At 49.0% G+C, this 19,005-nt stretch carries 16 protein-coding genes; 8 read left to right on the top strand and 8 right to left on the bottom strand.

Going from position 1 to position 19,005, the window contains the following annotated elements; all coding sequences use genetic code 11:
• Nucleotides 1–8: 8 nt before the first annotated feature.
• Entirely contained in the window at nucleotides 9–1,568 is a 1,560-nt protein-coding gene (locus AC4MRN_RS00625) for an MBOAT family O-acyltransferase (protein ID WP_491202196.1), read from the bottom strand.
• A gap of 171 nt (nucleotides 1,569–1,739) precedes the next feature.
• On the opposite strand from AC4MRN_RS00625, the gene AC4MRN_RS00620 reads away from it, so the two are divergent.
• Both AC4MRN_RS00620 and AC4MRN_RS00615 read left to right on the top strand, forming a co-directional pair.
• Entirely contained in the window at nucleotides 1,740–2,627 is an 888-nt protein-coding gene (locus AC4MRN_RS00620) for a LysR family transcriptional regulator (protein ID WP_073323802.1), read from the top strand.
• 115 nt (nucleotides 2,628–2,742) lie between these two features.
• Nucleotides 2,743–3,324, top strand: a complete 582-nt coding sequence (locus AC4MRN_RS00615) for an outer membrane beta-barrel protein (RefSeq protein WP_491202195.1) — start codon at nucleotides 2,743–2,745, stop codon at nucleotides 3,322–3,324.
• 21 nt (nucleotides 3,325–3,345) lie between these two features.
• On the opposite strand, the gene nei is transcribed toward AC4MRN_RS00615, so the two are convergent.
• Nucleotides 3,346–4,170: an endonuclease VIII gene (gene nei, locus AC4MRN_RS00610; RefSeq protein ID WP_073323806.1), complete on the bottom strand. Its 825-nt coding sequence runs from the start codon at nucleotides 4,168–4,170 to the stop codon at nucleotides 3,346–3,348.
• A 312-nt stretch (nucleotides 4,171–4,482) separates the two neighbouring features.
• Here nei and AC4MRN_RS00605 point away from each other — a divergent pair, with 312 nt between their 5' ends.
• Nucleotides 4,483–5,061: a porin family protein gene (locus AC4MRN_RS00605; protein WP_073323808.1), complete on the top strand. Its 579-nt coding sequence runs from the start codon at nucleotides 4,483–4,485 to the stop codon at nucleotides 5,059–5,061.
• 50 nt (nucleotides 5,062–5,111) lie between these two features.
• Here the strand turns inward: AC4MRN_RS00605 and AC4MRN_RS00600 are convergent, their stop codons facing one another.
• Together AC4MRN_RS00600 and AC4MRN_RS00595 are read right to left on the bottom strand one after the other, a co-directional pair.
• Complete coding sequence (locus AC4MRN_RS00600) at nucleotides 5,112–5,582, bottom strand: hypothetical protein (RefSeq protein ID WP_073323810.1); 471 nt, start codon at nucleotides 5,580–5,582, stop codon at nucleotides 5,112–5,114.
• A 147-nt stretch (nucleotides 5,583–5,729) separates the two neighbouring features.
• Complete coding sequence (locus tag AC4MRN_RS00595; protein WP_490403748.1) at nucleotides 5,730–7,988, bottom strand: TonB-dependent receptor; 2,259 nt, start codon at nucleotides 7,986–7,988, stop codon at nucleotides 5,730–5,732.
• Between the two features lie 301 nt (nucleotides 7,989–8,289).
• On the opposite strand from AC4MRN_RS00595, the gene AC4MRN_RS00590 reads away from it, so the two are divergent.
• The 4 genes from AC4MRN_RS00590 to katG all read left to right on the top strand — a co-directional run bounded on the left by AC4MRN_RS00590 (nucleotide 8,290) and on the right by katG (nucleotide 14,691).
• Nucleotides 8,290–9,309 (top strand): LacI family DNA-binding transcriptional regulator, encoded by a 1,020-nt coding sequence (locus AC4MRN_RS00590; protein WP_073323814.1) that lies wholly within the window; start codon nucleotides 8,290–8,292, stop codon nucleotides 9,307–9,309.
• A 112-nt stretch (nucleotides 9,310–9,421) separates the two neighbouring features.
• The gene (locus AC4MRN_RS00585; RefSeq protein ID WP_370241450.1) at nucleotides 9,422–10,654 is read left to right on the top strand and encodes an MFS transporter; all 1,233 of its coding nucleotides are present in this window, start codon (nucleotides 9,422–9,424) and stop codon (nucleotides 10,652–10,654) included.
• 9 nt (nucleotides 10,655–10,663) lie between these two features.
• On the top strand, nucleotides 10,664–12,187 hold the full coding sequence (locus AC4MRN_RS00580) for a trehalase family glycosidase (RefSeq protein WP_491202194.1): 1,524 nt from the start codon (nucleotides 10,664–10,666) through the stop codon (nucleotides 12,185–12,187).
• A gap of 281 nt (nucleotides 12,188–12,468) precedes the next feature.
• Nucleotides 12,469–14,691: a catalase/peroxidase HPI gene (gene katG, locus AC4MRN_RS00575; RefSeq protein ID WP_073323947.1), complete on the top strand. Its 2,223-nt coding sequence runs from the start codon at nucleotides 12,469–12,471 to the stop codon at nucleotides 14,689–14,691.
• A gap of 93 nt (nucleotides 14,692–14,784) precedes the next feature.
• Here katG and AC4MRN_RS00570 read toward each other — a convergent pair whose 3' ends face one another.
• Nucleotides 14,785–14,967 (bottom strand): hypothetical protein, encoded by a 183-nt coding sequence (locus AC4MRN_RS00570; RefSeq protein WP_491055049.1) that lies wholly within the window; start codon nucleotides 14,965–14,967, stop codon nucleotides 14,785–14,787.
• A 274-nt stretch (nucleotides 14,968–15,241) separates the two neighbouring features.
• Complete coding sequence (locus tag AC4MRN_RS00565; protein WP_490403463.1) at nucleotides 15,242–15,661, bottom strand: Lrp/AsnC family transcriptional regulator; 420 nt, start codon at nucleotides 15,659–15,661, stop codon at nucleotides 15,242–15,244.
• A 276-nt stretch (nucleotides 15,662–15,937) separates the two neighbouring features.
• On the opposite strand from AC4MRN_RS00565, the gene yjeH reads away from it, so the two are divergent.
• Nucleotides 15,938–17,194, top strand: coding sequence for an L-methionine/branched-chain amino acid transporter (gene yjeH / locus AC4MRN_RS00560; protein ID WP_490403464.1), 1,257 nt, complete (start codon nucleotides 15,938–15,940; stop codon nucleotides 17,192–17,194).
• Between the two features lie 22 nt (nucleotides 17,195–17,216).
• Here the strand turns inward: yjeH and AC4MRN_RS00555 are convergent, their stop codons facing one another.
• Both AC4MRN_RS00555 and AC4MRN_RS00550 read right to left on the bottom strand, forming a co-directional pair.
• The gene (locus AC4MRN_RS00555) at nucleotides 17,217–17,855 is read right to left on the bottom strand and encodes a Vat family streptogramin A O-acetyltransferase (protein ID WP_491202193.1); all 639 of its coding nucleotides are present in this window, start codon (nucleotides 17,853–17,855) and stop codon (nucleotides 17,217–17,219) included.
• A 36-nt stretch (nucleotides 17,856–17,891) separates the two neighbouring features.
• Complete coding sequence (locus AC4MRN_RS00550; protein ID WP_491202192.1) at nucleotides 17,892–18,926, bottom strand: LysR family transcriptional regulator; 1,035 nt, start codon at nucleotides 18,924–18,926, stop codon at nucleotides 17,892–17,894.
• Nucleotides 18,927–19,005: the final 79 nt, after the last annotated feature.

Raw genomic sequence — 19,005 nt, 5'->3', positions numbered from 1 at the left:
ATGCATAATTAAAACTGAAAATATAAAAATTCACTGACTTGCGACAAAGTCATTACTCCAGCCACAAATAACAGCGCCATCCACAATGCCCAAGCTGTTGAGGTTTGCCAGGTAAATCTCGACACCCATTTGTGCCCGGGCCAGAATGCATCGTGTTTGCTAAACGACAAATTACTGAGTGAGCCGTTACTGCGACTGAACATATCCTGCGTGTTTGGCAGCACAAGCACTGCCACTAACAGACAAACATTCCAAATCCACACCGACACAAATGCGCTGCTGCTGGCTGAGGACGCAGTCATACCGACACCATCAAGTACTGATGTTATCGAGGAACCCAACCTCGACCAAATCCCTTGCGGAATGCTTATTCCGTATTGCCCAACCATCCCTTTAAGCATTGTCACCGCGCCATCAAACGTGGTGGCGCGGAAAAACACCCAGCTCACCACGGCAGCCAGAAAGGTAACCACCCAGCCGAGGCCCATTGCTGCAATGTGCTTTGAAGCATGCAGTGTCGGGCAGAGATTACGCCACCCGTGAAACACCATCAGATAGCTACCATGAAGCACTCCCCAAATCAGGAAGTTCCATCCGGCCCCGTGCCAGATACCACCGAGCACCATAGTCAGAAATAAGTTTCGATAACGATTAAAGTTACCGTTGCGGTTTCCTCCTAGCGCGATATACAGATAGTCACGCAGAAAACGTGACAATGTCATATGCCAGCGTCGCCAAAATTCAGAGATATTCACCGCTTTATAGGGCGAATAAAAATTGAGCGGAAGCACGATGCCAAACATGCGGGCCAGGCCAATGGCCATATCGGAATACCCGGAAAAGTCGAAATACAGCTGGAATGTATAAGCTAATGCGCCGCCCCAAGCGGCAAAAAAGTCCAGCGTTCCGCCGGTATCCACAGTAACAAATGCAGTGTTGGCGTAGCCCGCGATGCCATCGGCGATTACCGCTTTTTTAAACAAACCCATGGCAAAAATAGACAGGCCAATGCCCATGTTCTTAGCAGTAATCGATGCATGCCCTTTGGCAAACTGCGGTAGCATCTCCTTGTGATGCACGATTGGTCCGGCGATGAGCTGGGGGAAAAACGTCACAAACAAAGCATAATCAAGCGGGTGTTTCTCGACGGTTTCACCGCGGAATGAATCAACTAGATAGGCGACTTGCTGGAAAGTAAAAAAGGAAATCGCCAGCGGCAACACCACATTAGGCAAAGGGATGGGTGATTCTAGCAGCAGATTTACGTTGTCTAATACAAAATCGGTGTACTTGAAATAACCCAATGAAAAGAGATTTAGTAATACACCAGCATACAGCAAGGGTTTTTCTTTCCGCTTGCTGAGCCGTTTACCTAACTGGTAGTTGATCACCATCGACAACACGATGATCAGCAAATAAACCGGATTCCACCAGCCATAAAAAAACAGTGAGGCCGCGACCAGTACAGCGACCACGGCCTGAAAAGACGCGAAGCGACCAAACGCCCAAACCAGCAGTACTACCACGGGTAAAAACGCAAAAATAAATTCGAACGAGTTAAACAGCATAGCGTGGGACAGTAATTGTTATTTTTAATTGTTCAATTAGTGATCTTCGACCTTACCCTATTCACCTTGCAGGTTGAAGAGGCAAACAACATATCGATGCAAAAAGGGAGGTTACATCTATGAACAGTATTGGTACATTAAGCATTATTTCATGCATAAAATTCATCATACATGTTAGAGCGCATTCACCTGGCGATTCTCCACGCCATCGACAAACACGGTACCCTCACACAGGCAGCCGACGCGTTGCACCTGAGTCAATCCGCACTGAGCCACAGTATTAAAAAACTCGAACAACAAATGAATACGCCGCTTTGGGAAAAAGAAGGTCGGCGGCTGCGGCTAACCCGAGCTGGCACTGAGGTGCTAAAACTGGCCAAACGCGTATTGCCACAATTTGAACACACGGAATTGTTGGTGTCGCAGATTGCCCAGGGCGAACGCGGCATGTTGCGCATCGGAATGGAGTGTCACCCCTGCTACCAGTGGCTGTTAAAGGTCGTATCGCCATTTTTAGATGAATGGCCGGATGTGGATATAGATGTAAAGCAGGCGTTTCAATTTGGCGGTATGGCGGCGTTGTTTGAATATGACATCGATATGCTGGTCACCCCCGACCCGCTGTTTAAACCCGGTGTGACTTTTACACCGGTGTTTAGCTACGAACACAGATTGGTAGTAGCCAGTTCTCACCCTTTGGCACAACACACCTATGTTAGTCCTGAGCAACTGCAAAACGAAGTATTGATCACCTACCCCGTTGAGCCTCAGCGTCTGGACATATTCAGTCAGTTCCTGACACCGGCTGGCTGTACAGTAAAACAACATAAAACTATTGAAACCACTGAAATCATGCTGCAAATGGTGGCAGCGGGCCGCTGTGTCTGTGCCTTACCGGGATGGTTGGTTGATGAGTATGCCAGCCGCCTGCCAATTACCAGTCTGGCTATTGGTAAAACTGGCATTCACAAGCACATTTATGTCGGTGTGCGGGAAGTCGATACACACATTCCCTATGTTGAGGACTTTATTCGCATGGCCAGCGCAACTGACAGCTAGACCCGTTTCTCAAATAGAAATACTTATCTGTCTAAAGAACAGGTGGCAGGTTTCACCTCCATTTTACCAATGGGAGCTTATGTTATTCCGAACTTAGACTAAATAAGGAATTAACATGAAACACTACATGGGTTTGATCCTAGGCAGCCTATTGTCGGCATCGGCGATGGCAGACACGCCGTCTTACCACTTTGTTCAGGCTGGCTATGTGAATGCAGACTATGCCGACCTGCAGCCGTTTGATTTAATCGGCTTTGAGGTGCGGGCCAGTGCAGAACTCACAGAAGCACTTTTTACAACAGGTCGATTTCGAATGGTCGACGACACCCTATCGGCATACAAATTGGAAGAAACCAACTGGCAGGTAGGTATTGGTTATCAAATGCCCTACGGCAAGGATACGGTGTTTGATGTACGTGTAAATTACGGCGATATTGCGTTTGATTATACCGAGCCTGAAGGTAAATTTAACGACTCGGCCAGCCACTACAGCGTGTCTTCTCATGCTCGTCACATGCTAACCGAAGACATTGAAGTTTACGCTGGGCTGGAATGGCAGCTATGGAAAAAAGGCTCCGATCAGAAAGCCTATCGATTAGGCAGTATGTACAACTTCAGTGATCTGGCCGTCGGCGTGGAATACGTAAAATACTCAGATTCCAGCGCCTACACGTTATTTGCACGCTACAATTTTTAATTGCTCTCAAAGGCCGGTCGTTCACCCGCCCGGCTGGCACTGCTTACAAACATAAATGCGCCGATTGCCACGCTCCATTCTGACAATGGGCGTCTCACACACCCGGCACGGCTGGGTATCACGATTAAATGCCATAAAGCGGCTGGCCTCATAGGGCAGCTTGTGATTTTTGGCATACCGGAAGAACGCATCTGGGACGGTGTATCCCGCCGTTTTATAGGCGCGTTGAGTAACCTCAATTGATACGCAAGCCAATGCCTTAAGCTGTTCTGCCGTCAAATCCTTAGGCCGCAAATCCGGATGCACGCCGGCGAAAAACAGGATTTCACTGCGAAGGTAATTGCCAATTCCCGCCAGAAATGCCTGATCAAGATACAAACTGGCCAGCTTTCGTCCTTGAAAGCGCGTCATCATCAACCGTTCGGTAATCTCTTCCACAGAAGGGCAATCATTCAGCACGTCGGGTCCGAGTTTAACCAAAAAGGGATGTGATTGGATTTCGGCTGTCGGCCACACACTGATGTCTGAAGCGCTGTACAACAGTGCTGCGCCTTTGGCGGTGTGCAGGCCAAATCGAAGCTGGCGATTAGTGTTCGGGTATTCGCCGTTCTTCCTGACATACCACAGGCCATAAAGCTGATTATGAGAATACACCGACAAACCAATATCAAAATGAATCAACATGGCTTTGCCCCGGCTCTCTACGTTTATAACCGTGCTGCCGGTAAATGCCTGGCGATGTGATTGAATGGCAGAGTGCCCTGCATCAACGTGGGTTACTGGTGCGTCGATTAACACCTGCGCAAGCTTATCGCGGCTTCTGCGTATTTCCGGACCTTCTGGCATCTTGTTTCCTTTTTAACGATTGTTACTGCTGCAGCGAGCATTTGGATGATACCACCAGCGACATTGTTAACCAGCTTCGGTAATTTTTATAAATCATATGAAAATTCAACACGTTGCAGAATGGCTACAGATCGCCTTTTTTGTCAAAATTGCGCGCAAAAAAACAACAACCATGAAAAATATTCCCGTTTTTACCCTCCAATCAGGCAGATAATGATTGGCACACGACTTGAAATACCTCTTGTAACCAAACGTGCTATTCCGGCTTCCTTTTTTCTCCGGGGGCCAATCATTAACAAGAGGAATCGTGTTATGAAAAAACTGATCACTACACTAACCGCGTTAACCGCTGTAACGGCTTTTAATACTTACGCACAATCGCCTGACGAAAACCTGAATGAATCCGGCATTTATGTAGGTGGTAACTATGGTTACCTGCGCGTTGAAGGCGAAGACGAGTTTGATGACGACAAGGATGTATGGCAAGGCGTATTGGGCTACAAATTCAATTCCTACATTGCACTGGAAGGGTCGTACATCGACTTTGGTGACTACGGCAATAATGTAGCAGGTGCATCAACGGATGGTTACACCGCGGCGCTGAAAGGAATCGTCCCTATTGTTGGTGGGCTATCAGCTTACGCTAAGCTGGGTCAATTGTGGTCTGAAACCGATTATCGGTTAGCCGGCGCAACTACGACAGAAGACGATGAGAGTGTGTTTGTCGGTGCCGGTTTAAGTTTCGCGGTTACGCCACAGTTTTTAATCAATGCCGAATATGTGGTGTATGACACAGAGCTGGATGCTGATCAGGTCGCTGATGACCTGGAAGATACCAATTTTGAAACGGATCTGAAGCAAGCCAGTCTGGGTGTTGAATACCGCTTCTAAACTTAGCGTGATTTGTCCCCGGGTATACCCTTACCCGGGGGCAAGCAGTATTAAGCCTGCCAGGTCCAATCGGGATGATTCAATCCCATATTCTGCACAAACAATTCGTAGTCGCGTTTTCCCATGGCACCTGCCACCGTTTTAAACTGCGACTTAGCCTTGATGTTTTTTACCTGCAACAAATCAAGCCGTTTATCGGCATTTTCATCAAACTGATCGGCGAGGATCGCATCAATTTTCCGACTCGTTTCCCAGTGCTGTAACACATAGCCTATCAGCCGGTTGTAGATACCCGGCATCCGCTTGTCTTCCATCGCTTTAGCCAATCCTGTGGTGGCGACTGCTTTTTGAAACGATGCGACAGTTTCTCCTGATGCCACTTCATCGATGGCTTGCAATACTTTTTGTATATCGCGCAGCAGTTTCGCATGAGACGCCTGCCCGTATTCACTGGCGTCCAACATTTCCAGGTCGGCCAGTAACATATCCAGGTTGATCAGATGGCGTTGCAGTGTGCCCATAATCGCTTGTGAAAGTGGTTAAGACGAGTTTAATCTCTCAAGCATATCATGAAGTTATACCGATTCGCATTGGTCATGCATAGCACATAAACAAAAAAGCCCGGGCGAACCCGGGCTACAAACGTCTCATTGGAAACAGATGTCAGCTTAGTATAGCGCGTATGAAATGCTGAACTTCACACTGCGTGGCAGAATGTAACGGCCGTTGGGTGCGTCTGCATTACGTGGGTCACCTTCCGTAATACCTTGCTCGTCCGTTAGGTTATCTACCGCTAGTTGTAGTTTTAATCTATCTGTCGGTTCAACCATGACACCAAAGTCGACTTTTTCGTAGCCAGGCAGAACAACGGTGTTCTCGTTGTTGCCGAAGCGATCATCAACAGCGGTCAGTGTGGCATACACATTGGCGTACATTTCACCCACTTCAAACTCATAAGACGGTGTCATGCGCACCTGCCAGCCAGGCTGACGCTGTGCTTCATTACCTTCATTGGCGGCGCTGGCAGTAATTTCGGTATTCTGCACCGTCGCATTCAGGTTCAGGCTGAAACCCGAGTCGTGGTCGTAGTTACCATCCAGCTCCACACCCATCGCTTCGTTGGTGAGGATTTCTGCAGGCGCGCCGGGCTGACGCACAAAGGTGTCGCCTTTGACGCGGTTTGCAAACAAGGTTGCAAAGAACTGCAACTCATCGTTCATGTACTTGTAGCCCACTTCGCCCTGAGTCACTTCCTTAATTAACTGCTCGCCACCAGTGTAAGCGCCCCAGTTGTCGCGGAAATCATCAAAGTAAGGCATTTTGTAGCCGCGGTTCATGCGTACGAACACACCACTGAAATCATCCAGCGCGTAGTTGGCACCGAACGTCCAGGACGTTTTGCTTTGATCGTAAGTCACCGCCTTGGTAACAACGCCATCCAGACCTTCGTCGACAGAGTAATTCACTTCATGCTGCTCGCGACGAATACCCGCGTCGATGATCAGATCTTCAATGCCGTAGTAAGACAAGGTACCGTAGAAAGCGGTAGTTTGCGCATCGCCAGCAGAGTTGATGTCGTAGTTCCAGCCACACCCTTCATCTGATGTATTACATTCGATGCCAGCAAGCATTTCACCGCCTGGCTGCAATACGTGGTATGCGTGGTTACCCAGACTCCACCAGTCTTTGGCTTCAGTTGTTGCAGTATATAAACCAAACGCTGTATCAACATTGTCGAAGCTCTTGGAAACAGCAACATCGTTGGTGAATGCAAAGATGTCTTTCAATACTACCCAACGGCCGATTTGCTGAATTGGCGTATTGCTGCCGTAAGTCTCACCCGTTACAGCGCCAGTTACCGCCGCATCTGTCACTTCGCCTACTGTTGTTGCTGAACCATTCGGTACCAGACCAAACGTATTGGCATTGCCGTCTGTAATCGAGAAGCGGTCAACTAAACGCCAGCCATCTGCCAAATCAAGCTTAAGGCTACCGCCGCTAACGTGACCGTCCCAACCACGGCCGTTAGCGAAATCGAACGATTCCTGCGTGTTGTCAGCACCATAGGTAATGGTTGCCTGACGATTCAACGGACCAATTTGCGTGTAACCGGCGTCAATACCCGCCACATTCAGCGGCGTAGGCAGATACCAGGTACCACGATCATCGGTCTGACGTGTGTACAGATTTAGCTCACCGTTGTCGAACACCTTGGTCAGGTTGATCGTAAACTGATTCCCCTGCTCCGAACGGAAACCCGCGTCCCGAATACCCGGAGAACTCTTCAGGTAACCGCCAATCATGTAGTACAGGTCATCGTCTAACGCGCCGCTTAACACCAGGTCAACGCGGTTCAGACCGTAGTCAGATACCGTGTACTTAGCCAGTGCTTCGGTGCTTTCGCCGCCGCGTTTCAGACGGAAGTTAGTCGTTAGACCAGGCTGACCGTTGCTAACAACCGGGTTTGGACCACCGCGCAGGCCTTCAACCATTTCGATGGTTTCGTCAATGCGGAATATTTGCGTGTTTTCCAGGAATGACAATGTCGGCGCAGGATAGACAGGTGACCCTTGCAGCGACAGCGTTAAGAAAGGGGCATCACCACCGCCCGGGAAACCACGAACGAAAACGTTCGCACCAGACTCACCGCCTGAACTTTCTACCCAGACACCCGGAATGGCTTTGAACAGGTCTGCGGTGGATTTTGGGGCCAGTTTTTCGATGTCACTGGCATCGATGTTGGTAACAGCAAAGCTGGCATCGATTTTTCTGATCCCGGCGCCGCCCGGTGTACCACTGACGACGATGATTTCGGTGTCGTCGCCGGCAGACGGTGTGTTATTTGCTTCTTGTGCAACCGCTGACTGACCTGCAAATGCAAGGGCGACAGCGCTGGCTAACACGCATTTTGAAAAACCTGTTTTCATGGTGTGCTCCTGAACGATAGTCAAAATTAGTTGTTAACCGCTAACAATTATTTGGTTAATTTTTTGTCACAAACTGCGGTATGGAGGACAAATTAGATCACAATGCAAACGATTGCAATAACAAAATGCAATCGTTTGCAATTTAATTGTAAACGACTCTATACTGCGGCAGGTGCTAACCAATAGCCCATGCTTCTGTAAACACAGCATAAATTCCCCCTCACAGCAGCACCCGTTACCGCTGGTAGTGCCAAGCGGGGAAATTCACGTTATAGTTATCAAAAGGGTATTTTGAGTATTCATGCCATTGAAAGCAGAAAGTAAATTAACGCTGGCGAAATTAGCTGAACTTGCAGGTGTGTCAACGTCTACCGCATCTCGTGCGTTAAAGGACAATCCGTTAATCAAAGAAGAAACGCGTACGCGGATCCAGGCGTTAGCGCGAGAACATAATTTTAGTGTTAATGCCGCAGCGAGTCGGCTACGCACGCAAAAAACACACGTCATCGCGGTTATTCTGAACTTAATTGATCACACTGAACAGAGTGTGTCCGATCCCTTCTTACTGAAAATTGTGGCCGAATTAAATAAAGCGTTGAACGCCGCGGGCTATGAAATGCTGCTGTCGAATTCGTTTATGGCCAGCGACGACTGGGCCAGTTACTTTGTCTCCAGTCAGCGCGCTGACGGTATTATTGTGGTGGGTCAGGGCAAAAGTACCGAAAAAATCGATAAAGCCGCGGCCGCCCGAGTGCCAATTGTGGTGTGGGGTGAGCCACACACCAAGGCCGACTACCCCATTATTGGCGGCGACAATTATGCCGGCGGCTACATGGCTACCAAGCACCTGATTGAAAGCGGCAGCAAACGCATCCTGTTTTTGGGCGATCCGGGCCATGCCGAGATGGAACAGCGCCATAAAGGCTATGAAGATGCCCATCGCGATGCGGGACTCACTGTGTCAGCGGATTACACCAAACCCATCGATATTACCTCTACCGCAGCTTACGAGTGTATTAACGACGCTATCAAACAACAGGGTTTGTATTTCGACGGCCTGATTTGCGTAAGTGACATGGTGGCATTCGGCGCGATTAAGGCGTTAAAAGAACGCTATGTGGGGATCCCCGGCGATGTCAGAATTATTGGCTACGACGATATTATGCTGGCTGAACTGATGCACCCTGCTCTCACAACCGTGCACCAGAACGTAACCATGGCCGCTCAATTAATGGTAGAACAGTTACTTTGCCAGGTGAATCAGCAACCGGTTTCTTCGCAAGTAGTTGAAACGCATCTGGTTAAGCGCCTGTCCAGTTAATTTACCAGTCTACAACCTCATTCACCTGTGACTAAAGAATAAATGCAAACGTTTGCATTTATTCCCGGCTAAGGCTAGACTTCGCCGAAATGTGTTAACAGAGTATTTACAGATGCCGCGATTTCTTGTGTTTGCCGCCATAGCTGCGAGCTACTTTTTGTTTGCCATACTGCTGAACAGCGTTGGCACTGTGATCCTGCAATCCATCAACAGCTTTGATATTTCCAAACCCGATGCCAGCACGCTGGAAGGTTTCAAAGACCTGTCGATCGCATTTGTTTCCTTTCTTGTTGCGTCCTTTATACCCCGGGTGGGCTACAAAGCGGCCCTGCTTTTCGGGCTTTTACTGGTAACCCTAGCCTGTGCTGCGGTGCCTTCTGTTCCCGAATTCTGGATGATAAAACTGCTGTTTGCCTGTGTGGGCACCAGTTTCGCTCTGGTTAAAGTCTCGGTTTACGCAATTATCGGGCAGCTTGCCCCGGATACACGCAGCCATTCATCTATCATGAACGTCGTTGAAGGTATTTTCATGCTGGGCGTGTTGAGTGGCTACTGGGTATTTGCGGCGTTTATCGACCCGGATAACCCAGGGGCGCTAAGCTGGCTGAACGTTTACTACCCCCTGGCCGCACTTGGTGCAGTGGTTGGCCTTATTGTGTGGTTGGCCCCTATCGAAAAGCCTGCGCTCCCGCCAGTAAAAACCGACGCCTGGCAGGACTTCATCGCTACGCTCAAACTCACTTACCAGCCGTTGGTACTGATTTTCGTGATCTCAGTGTTTCTCTATGTACTGATTGAACAAGGCATTGGCTCCTGGTTACCGACTTTCAACCGTGAAGTAATTGGGTTACCAGTGGATATCAGTATTCAGCTCACCAGCGTCTTTGCTATAGCGTTGGCTGTAGGGCGTTTGTCTGCTGGCGCCGTGCTGCGCAAACTACACTGGTATCCATTTTTGAATGGCTGCCTGATCGCCATGGCGGTGTTAATTTGCGTTAGCCTGCCGTTGGCTCAACCCGTTGCAGAAAACAGCGTTAACAGTCTTTGGGACATTCCGTTAGCAGGTTACCTGTTTCCACTAATTGGCCTGCTGATGGCGCCAATCTATCCGGTACTTAATTCGGTGATGCTAAGCGCCCTGCCTAAACATCAGCATGCCCCCATGACAGGTCTTATTGTTGTATTTTCAGCCCTGGGTGGCACCACAGGGTCTATAATTACCGGCAGTGTGTTCGCCGCATTTAGTGGCCAGGTCGCGTTTTATCTGGCTTTGGTACCACTGGCAGGTTTGCTTTTTTCGTTGTTCAGATTCCATCGTGCAACACTTCGTCTTTCTCAGGTTTAGAGGTTTTTCATGACGCGTCTCGCTAGCCCAAACCGCCACGCACAAGAGGTGTTGGCGTTTTTCGATAGCCAGTTGTTTATCGACGTTCAGTGCGCAGGGATTTTTCCCGACAGCAAAACATTTGCTGACGCTACGCCCAATCAGCCGCTTAACGCGATACTGTCAGCTTATGAACAGGAGCGTAACCAAACGGACTTCTCTCTTGTCACGTTTGTGAATCGGTATTTTTCCATTCCTGAAGTGGTGGACGTGCGGTTTAACACCAATGAACCTTTGACGATTGGCGACTACATAACGCGCATGTGGGATGTGTTAACGAAGCCGGCTGACATGGGTTCTGATTACAGCCTGTTGCCCTTACCCCACTCGTATATTGTGCCCGGAGGCCGTTTCAGAGAGGTTTATTACTGGGATACGTTTTTCTCTGCGCTTGGGTTAACGCTCAGTAATAAAACTGACCTGGTACATGATCTGATCAGGAATTTTCTGGCTATCCAAGCCCAGGTGGGTTGTATCCCCAATGGCAACCGCCTGTACTATGCCACACGAAGTCAACCGCCCGTACTTGCCCTAATGTCACGGTTTGTGGATACAGATGACGCTAGTCTGCAAGCGGCTTTACAAGCCGGTTTAGAGCACGAGTATAAGTTCTGGATGCAACGACAGACAGACTCGTCGGGTGCAGCGTCGTTGCGGTCAGTACAGTTAGACGATGGTGTTACACTGAACCGGTATTTTGATACCAGTGAAACGCCGCGACCAGAAAGTTACCGGGAAGACTGTCACCTTGCCGCTGCTCTGCCCGAGCAGCAGAAAGGCACGTTTTTTCAACATATTCGCGCCGCCTGCGAATCTGGCTGGGATTTCAGTTCTCGCTGGCTGAAAGATCCACAGAACCTATCCACAATCCGCACCTGCGACATTATTCCCGTTGATTTGAACTGTTTGTTGTATCTGCTCGAGGAAGCCCTGGCAGAACGGGCAACGGGTTCAGAAGCTAAAACGTACCGTCAGGCGGCGAATACCCGGGTGGCAGCCATTCAGCATTACGCTTGGTCTGAGCAACATGGCTATTTTCTGGATTACCATTATCCCACAGCGCAACAGTCTGACGTTTTGTCGCTGGCGGGAGTAATGCCACTATTTGCGGGAATTGCCACGCAAGAGCAAGCTCAACGTGTTGCAGAGGTATTGGAAACGCAATTCCTGCGCGAGGGTGGACTGGTTACCACACTACAGACCACCAGCCAGCAATGGGACTCCCCGAATGGGTGGGCCCCGCTGCAGTGGTTCGCCGTTAAAGGCTTAATGCGGTATGGCTTTGACGATTTGGCACATAAGATTATGCAGCGTTGGAACACACTTATTGCTAACCACTATTCAACCCACGGCGTGATTCTGGAAAAGTACAATGTGGAATCCCCCAACAGCGCAGTTGGTGGCGGTGAATACGAAGTTCAACTGGGATTCGGCTGGTCGAACGGTGTCTATCAATCATTCGAGAGTTTATTGAATTCACCCACTAAAAAGTAAACGAAATGTAAACAAAATGTATTCACAAAAGAGCAAGAAACACTTACTAAACCGGCTAAATGCCGGTTTTCTTTTTGTTAAACAGAGCTAGAAAATAACCACAAAATAAACATAACAAACTGTTACATATACGTTTACTGTGTGATTTTATTTTTCCAATCAATTGAATCTGATTTTTTAATTATCAAATTTCACTGTCCTCAATAACAATTATTCCTGTTTACAACTACTCTTGTTTACAACACTGGTTCATATTTCGAACGAGGAGAGGACATATGAAAATGAAAAAAACACTGTCACTTGCAGCTGCAATTGCTATCGCATTGTCGCCTGTTGTGATGACTGCCCCGGCACATGCCGACACCGCCCCAAAAACCAACAAATTCTGGTGGCCTGATCAATTGGATCTCAGCCAGCTGCGCGCACATGGTATCGAGTCAAATCCATACGGTGAGCAATTCGACTACGCCGCTGAGTTTGAATCCTTAGACCTTAAAGCAGTTAAAGAAGACATTCGCGCCGTATTAACTGAGTCGCAAGACTGGTGGCCAGCTGATTATGGTCACTATGGTCCTTTCTTCATTCGTATGGCCTGGCACGCAGCCGGTACTTACCGTGTACACGACGGTCGCGGTGGCGCAGGTGGCGGTCAACAACGTTTTGATCCACTGAACAGCTGGCCGGACAACGCCAACCTGGACAAAGCTCGCCGCTTACTATGGCCAGTAAAATCAAAGTACGGCCGCAAGATTTCTTGGGCTGACCTGATGGCGTTAACTGGTAACGTTGCGCTGGAAGACATGGGCTTCAAAACCTTCGGTTATGCCGGTGGTCGTGAAGACGACTGGGAGCCGGATTATGTGTACTGGGGCCCGGAAGGCAAAATGCTGACTGACGAGCGTCGCGACAAGTTCGGTAAACTAAAAGGCCCATTGGCCGCGGTTGAAATGGGTTTGATCTATGTTAACCCGGAAGGTCCACATGGCAACCCGGATCCACTGCTGGCAGCAAAAGACATTCGCATGTCGTTTGGCCGGATGGCAATGAATGACGAAGAAATCGTTGCGCTGATCGCAGGTGGCCACACCTTTGGTAAAGCACACGGCGCGAAAAGTCCTAAAGATTGTGTTGGTGCAGAGCCTGCAGCTGGCGAACTGGAAGACCAAGGCTTTGGTTGGAAAAACAAGTGTGGTAAAGGCCATTCTGAAGACACCATTACCAGCGGCCTGGAAGGTGCGTGGACAGTTACGCCAACCCAATGGACAACCAACTACCTGGACAACCTGTTCAGCTTCAATTGGGTGAAGACGAAGAGCCCGGCTGGTGCAACTCAGTGGGTTCCGGATACAGACGCAGCGGCGAACATGGTACCTGACGCACACGATCCAACTAAGCGTCACAAGCCAATTATGTTCACTACCGATATCGCGATAAAAGAAGACCCGGAATTCCGTAAAATTGCAGAGCGCTTCCGCGCTGATCCGGCTGAGTTTGAGCTGGCCTTCGCAAAAGCCTGGTTCAAACTAAACCACCGTGATCTGGGGCCACGTGCTCGTTACCTGGGTGACGAAGTACCTGCAGAAGTATTGGTATGGCAGGATCCGATTCCAGAAGTAAACCACGAGCTGGTATCAGACCGTGACGTAGCAAAACTGAAAAAAGACATTCTGGATACGGGATTAAGTGTTCAGGAACTGGTTCGCGTAGCATGGGCGTCAGCAGCCAGCTACCGAGGTACTGACATGCGTGGTGGTGCGAATGGTGCACGTGTTCGCCTTGCCCCTCAAAACGGTTGGGAAGTGAACAACCCGAAAGAGCTGGACAAAGTACTGCTGAAACTTGAAAAAGTGAAGAACAGCTTTAACCGTAAAGCGTCAGGTAACAAGCGTATTTCAACTGCCGACATCATTGTTCTTGCGGGGGCCGCTGCGATTGAAAAAGCCGCAAAAGATGCTGGCCATGACATCACGGTACCTTTTGTACCAGGTCGCATGGATGCTACTCAGGACATGACCGATGTCGAATCATTTGCTTATCTTGAACCGGTAGCTGATGCATTCCGCAACTACTACGCACCAGAGAAGAACTACTTGTCTCCTGCTGAAGCGTTGGTAGAACGCGCTGACCTGTTAAACCTGTCGGTGCCAGAGATGACTGCGCTGCTGGGTGGTTTACGTTCGCTGGACGCAAACTACAAAGGTGCGAAGCACGGCGTGTTTACTGACAAGCCGGGAACACTGAGCAATGACTTCTTCACCAACCTGCTGGACATGGGCACAGTGTGGAGCAAGACTGACAAAGAAGGTGTATACGAAGGTCGCGATCGCAGCACGGGTAAAGTGAAGTGGACCGCAACACCCGTTGACCTGATCTTTGGTTCAAACACAGAACTGCGTGCAATCGCTGAAGTGTATGCCGCCGGTGATGCTAACGAAAAATTCGTGAAAGATTTCGTAGCAGCCTGGACCAAAGTCATGCAAAACGACCGTTTTGACCTGAAATAACCTTCAGCGTATTCAAAACACAAAAGCGGCGCTTGATTATAGCGCCGCTTTTTATTTGCCTTCCTCTCGCAGATTTAAACCTGCGATTGTGTATTACATCAAACCCGCGACTTCCAGAATTTGTCGCATTTGCCCCTCGGTGACCGAGCTTGGGCACACACCTTTACTGATTAGCTCATTACGCACATGAGCAGGATCACAGGGGGTGTCAATCTTGGCGCTACGCTGAACGTATCGCACCAATTGTTTTTGAAGCTGTCGGGTTAAACTAGACATACATACCTCTACTTCTCTGTTTGCCTGTTGGTTTGTAGCGCTAGCTACCAGGGGCTGCTGACCTTTGCCGTAGGTTTTTGCAGCGAGTCGTGCGTCATTTATGCTGCCCTTCGGGTTCGTCATAGAACAAAAATAATACAGCAAAGGTCAGCAGCCCCTTGTTAAAATCGTGCATAACCCGGACCAGAATATAAATGGCGTTATCTATTAATAACTTAATAAAATTGCGTTTTCGCAGAGCGATACAGTTGTCAAAATTTCTGACATTGCCGTCTTAACCCAGCCATTGGTTGAGTACCACATGGGTTTTGATTTTGATGATGTCGTCGATGGTATCAATATGCTCACGGATTTCGTGCAGACGTCGCATGGTATCGGCGCGAATGAGCACAATAAGATCACACTCCCCCGTTACGCCATAGCACGAGACCACTTCAGGAATTGCCCTGAAATGCGGGACAACATCCGTGCAGCGGGCTCGTTTATGCTGAATTTCCAGATACGCCGCAACGCCTTCTTTCTGAGATTCAGATAACATTACCTGATAGCCGCGAATGACATTGGTCGACTCCAGCTTTTTTATGCGTTCCGTCACCGCAGAGCGCGACAGACCAACCTCGTCCGCTATCGCAGACACACTGGCTCGCGCATTCTGTCGCAACTGCGCAATAATCGCGTGATCGAATTTATCCATTGTTATTTATTCCTGCATATTGCGGGTAAAAGCCATGTTTACCGGCAAAGTGACGGTACCAACCCACTGAATGCCTGTAAATTAAGCCATATTGAAATAGAAAAACGCAGTATATTACGCAACAGGCGTTTGCACAGACTTTTCTCGGGTTATTCAGGTGAGCGTGGTTACCCCCAAAGAGAATATTGAATTTATTAAAGACGATTCAGTTAGTTAAGAACTCACTGACTAGTCAGAGGCAGACATTATTTTTTCGTTTTCAGGACCTTTCAGAGCATGACACAGCACAGTGCACACAAAATCGGACGTTGGCAGGGAGCCGGCCTACTCACCACCACTTTGTTGGGGACCAGTGTATTTATCCTGCCACAAATGACCATAGAAACAGCTGGCAACTGGGCCATGTTAAGCTGGATATTGCTCACCCTTGCCATTTTGCCGGTGGCTATGGTGTTTGCCAAACTGTCATCGTCTTACCCTCACGCCGGTGGACCAGCATACTTTGTAGAAAAGGCATTCGGAAAATCGGCAGGCCGCACGATCGGGCTACTGTTTTTGTTTGTGGTGCCCATAGGCGCCCCCGCAGCAATCATAATGACTTACTGGTTTATAGAAACCTTATTTGGCCTGTCTGCAAACTGGGCATTACCTGTTCAGCTCAGCATCATCGGGTTACTATTTTTACTCAACTATCGCGGTATACAGTTCTCTGCGACATTGCAGCTCATGCTTACTCTGGTCATCACGCTCGTTGTAACCGCCATGGTGGCAGGGCAGTCGACAGCGTCAACACCTGAAATCTCGATATCGACCAGTACCTTTGCTATCACCCCGGTGTTAGGCGCCATGGGCATAGCCTTTTGGAGTTTCCTGGGAATCGAAGCGATCTCGCATCTGGCCGATGACTTTCAGAATCCCAAGCGCGATCTGGTCCCGGCCATTATGACCGGTACCCTACTGGTTGGGTTAATTTATCTGGGCTGCACGTATCTGCTAATTGATACACCAGTATCAGACACCCTGAGCATGGTCACCGTGTTTGATCAGCAATTCTCAGCAGGGGGCGCTTATATTATTGGCGCACTTGGTGTTGCGGGTGGTCTGGCTACCGTAAACGTGTACACTGCAAGCCTGTCACGTCTGATCTGGAGCCTGAGTAATGACAATGTGCTTCCCGGTTATTTTCAGGCGCTCAATGGGCATCAGGTACCGCAACGGGCACTGCAGTGTATTTTGATCGTAATGACTGCCACCCTTATCATCACTCACTATGGCAAACACGACCTTGAGGATCTGATTGGCTGGGTAAATGGCGTATTCGTGCTTATCTATCTTGCCAGTATGCTGGCTGCTGTGCGTTTACTGTCGGCCCGTCACAGACCTTTGGTCGTACTGAGCTGTTTATTCTGCGCTACCATAGCGGTCGGATTAGGTACCAAAATGCTTTACGCGCTGGGCTTATTCACCGTGTTTGCACCACTGCTGTGGTACCAGCAGCGATACATTTTGCCCCGAATGAAACGCAGCGCTTAAGGCAAGCTAAGGTTTGAGGCCATCAATTACCGATGGCCGATAACGCATCAATATTGCCGCTGGTGATCGCTGGCAGCGCTTCAGTGATAGTTTCAATTGGCCAGTCCCACCAGCACAGACTTTCCAGCCTGGCTATCGTTGCGTCGTCAAAGCGCATTTTTAACACCTTAGCAGGATTACCTGCCACCACGGCGTAGGCTGGCACATCTTTTGTGACGACTGATTTAGACGCAACGATTGCACCGTTTCCAATGGTAACACCGGGCATAATAGTCGCGTCATAGCCAATCCAGACATCATTTCCAACCCGGGTATCACCTTTATAGGGCAGGTCTCCCGGCTGAGGTGCAGCCGTTTCCCAGCCATTGCCGAAAATATAGAACGGGTAGGTACTCATCCCATTTAACGGGTGATTAGCACCATTCATGATAAAGGTGACCTTATTGGCAAGGGCACAAAACTTTCCAATGATTAGCTTGTCGCCTATAAAATCAAAATGGTAGAGCACGTTTTTTTCGAAATCCCGCGCCAGCTCGGGATCGTCAACATAGGTGTACTCTCCCACCATTATATTGGGTGAAGTAATAATGTTCTTCAGAAAGGTGACCTGTTTGGCTGCCGGGATCGGCGCAACTTCATGGGGATTAGGGCCCGTCGTCATAATGCTTCCTCCTTGTTACAGGAAGCAAGCCATGACTTAATCGTAAGCCCTCAGCGTTGCTTCCAAGCTACCTGGTGCGCTGGTTGAAGATGAAAAGCTGCGGACATCAGCATGCTTGAGCTGGCCCACAAATTTACCCCGCCAGTGACCGGCCTGCTGCTCAGTAGCCGTCACTTCCTGGATAATCGCAATCATCTTCACAATCGCGTCAGTTAACGCAAAGTTACTGTTAGTAGCGGCAATGACCTGTCGCTTCATTTCCGGCTGAGTAATTTTCAGCGATTTAACTACCTTACTGTCCTCCAGATGATACATCGCAGAAGACGGCAGAATCATTAACCCTTCGCCCTGTATGACCTGGCGAAGCCCGGTCATTAGCTGACCCGAATAGGCTTTATCGTGTTTTAATGCTACGCCGGTTTCACGCTCGTACTTGTCGATTAGTCGCCCCAGCGCATCCTTGGTACCTGGCGTAAGTAATTCGTACTGACTCAATTCCCAAAAGTGAATCGTCTCTCTGGTTTTTAGCGAGGTGTAATTGTCGGATGCCTCATTAACGCCTACCACCAGATACATGAATTCTTCAATCAGTGGGTATACCGTCATAAACCTTGGCTCGACTTCTTGTTCGTAAGTCAGCGCGATATCAACCTGATTGCTTTGCAACCACTCCTTTACCGCGTACGACGGGCCGGTACTGATCTCCAGTTTTAACTGCGGATACCAACGTGTTACCTGCGCTATCAGCGACATTGACAACACATTACCTATGGACGGCAGCATACCAACCCGTACTTTACCCTGCTGTACAGCGGCGAGTTGCTGCAACTCCATCTTGGCGTTGTTTATGTCATCAATGAGTTTTCTGGCGTGCTTCTCGAACAATTTCCCTGCGGCAGTCAGACTCACGCCTTTGAAACTGCGCTCGAAGAGTGCACTGCCCATCTCTCGCTCTAAATTAGCTAACTGCTGACTAATAGCAGGCTGGGCAATGTCCAGTTCTCTTGCAGCAGCGGCAATACTTCCTTTTTGCACGGTGACCAGAAAATACTGTAGCTGTTTAGAATTCATGCTCGATAACAACTCTTCAAGTGTAACCATTCGTTTTAGTATGCGAAATAATCGATTTGTAACAAACCTTTTAAAAATC

This window comes from Marisediminitalea sp. (assembly GCF_984433645.1).
This window is presented reverse-complemented; position numbering and strand designations above follow the sequence as displayed.

Coding starts and splice junctions, on each gene's coding strand:
- AC4MRN_RS00620 (WP_073323802.1), top strand. CDS start 1,740: ATGTTAGAGCGCATTCACCTGGCGATTCTCCACGCCATCGACAAACAC.
- yjeH (WP_490403464.1), top strand. CDS start 15,938: ATGACACAGCACAGTGCACACAAAATCGGACGTTGGCAGGGAGCCGGC.
- AC4MRN_RS00580 (WP_491202194.1), top strand. CDS start 10,664: ATGACGCGTCTCGCTAGCCCAAACCGCCACGCACAAGAGGTGTTGGCG.
- nei (WP_073323806.1), bottom strand. CDS start 4,170: ATGCCAGAAGGTCCGGAAATACGCAGAAGCCGCGATAAGCTTGCGCAG.
- katG (WP_073323947.1), top strand. CDS start 12,469: ATGAAAAAAACACTGTCACTTGCAGCTGCAATTGCTATCGCATTGTCG.
- AC4MRN_RS00570 (WP_491055049.1), bottom strand. CDS start 14,967: ATGTCTAGTTTAACCCGACAGCTTCAAAAACAATTGGTGCGATACGTT.
- AC4MRN_RS00550 (WP_491202192.1), bottom strand. CDS start 18,926: ATGAATTCTAAACAGCTACAGTATTTTCTGGTCACCGTGCAAAAAGGA.
- AC4MRN_RS00565 (WP_490403463.1), bottom strand. CDS start 15,661: ATGGATAAATTCGATCACGCGATTATTGCGCAGTTGCGACAGAATGCG.
- AC4MRN_RS00585 (WP_370241450.1), top strand. CDS start 9,422: ATGCCGCGATTTCTTGTGTTTGCCGCCATAGCTGCGAGCTACTTTTTG.
- AC4MRN_RS00555 (WP_491202193.1), bottom strand. CDS start 17,855: ATGACGACGGGCCCTAATCCCCATGAAGTTGCGCCGATCCCGGCAGCC.
- AC4MRN_RS00590 (WP_073323814.1), top strand. CDS start 8,290: ATGCCATTGAAAGCAGAAAGTAAATTAACGCTGGCGAAATTAGCTGAA.
- AC4MRN_RS00615 (WP_491202195.1), top strand. CDS start 2,743: ATGAAACACTACATGGGTTTGATCCTAGGCAGCCTATTGTCGGCATCG.
- AC4MRN_RS00605 (WP_073323808.1), top strand. CDS start 4,483: ATGAAAAAACTGATCACTACACTAACCGCGTTAACCGCTGTAACGGCT.
- AC4MRN_RS00595 (WP_490403748.1), bottom strand. CDS start 7,988: ATGAAAACAGGTTTTTCAAAATGCGTGTTAGCCAGCGCTGTCGCCCTT.
- AC4MRN_RS00600 (WP_073323810.1), bottom strand. CDS start 5,582: ATGGGCACACTGCAACGCCATCTGATCAACCTGGATATGTTACTGGCC.
- AC4MRN_RS00625 (WP_491202196.1), bottom strand. CDS start 1,568: ATGCTGTTTAACTCGTTCGAATTTATTTTTGCGTTTTTACCCGTGGTA.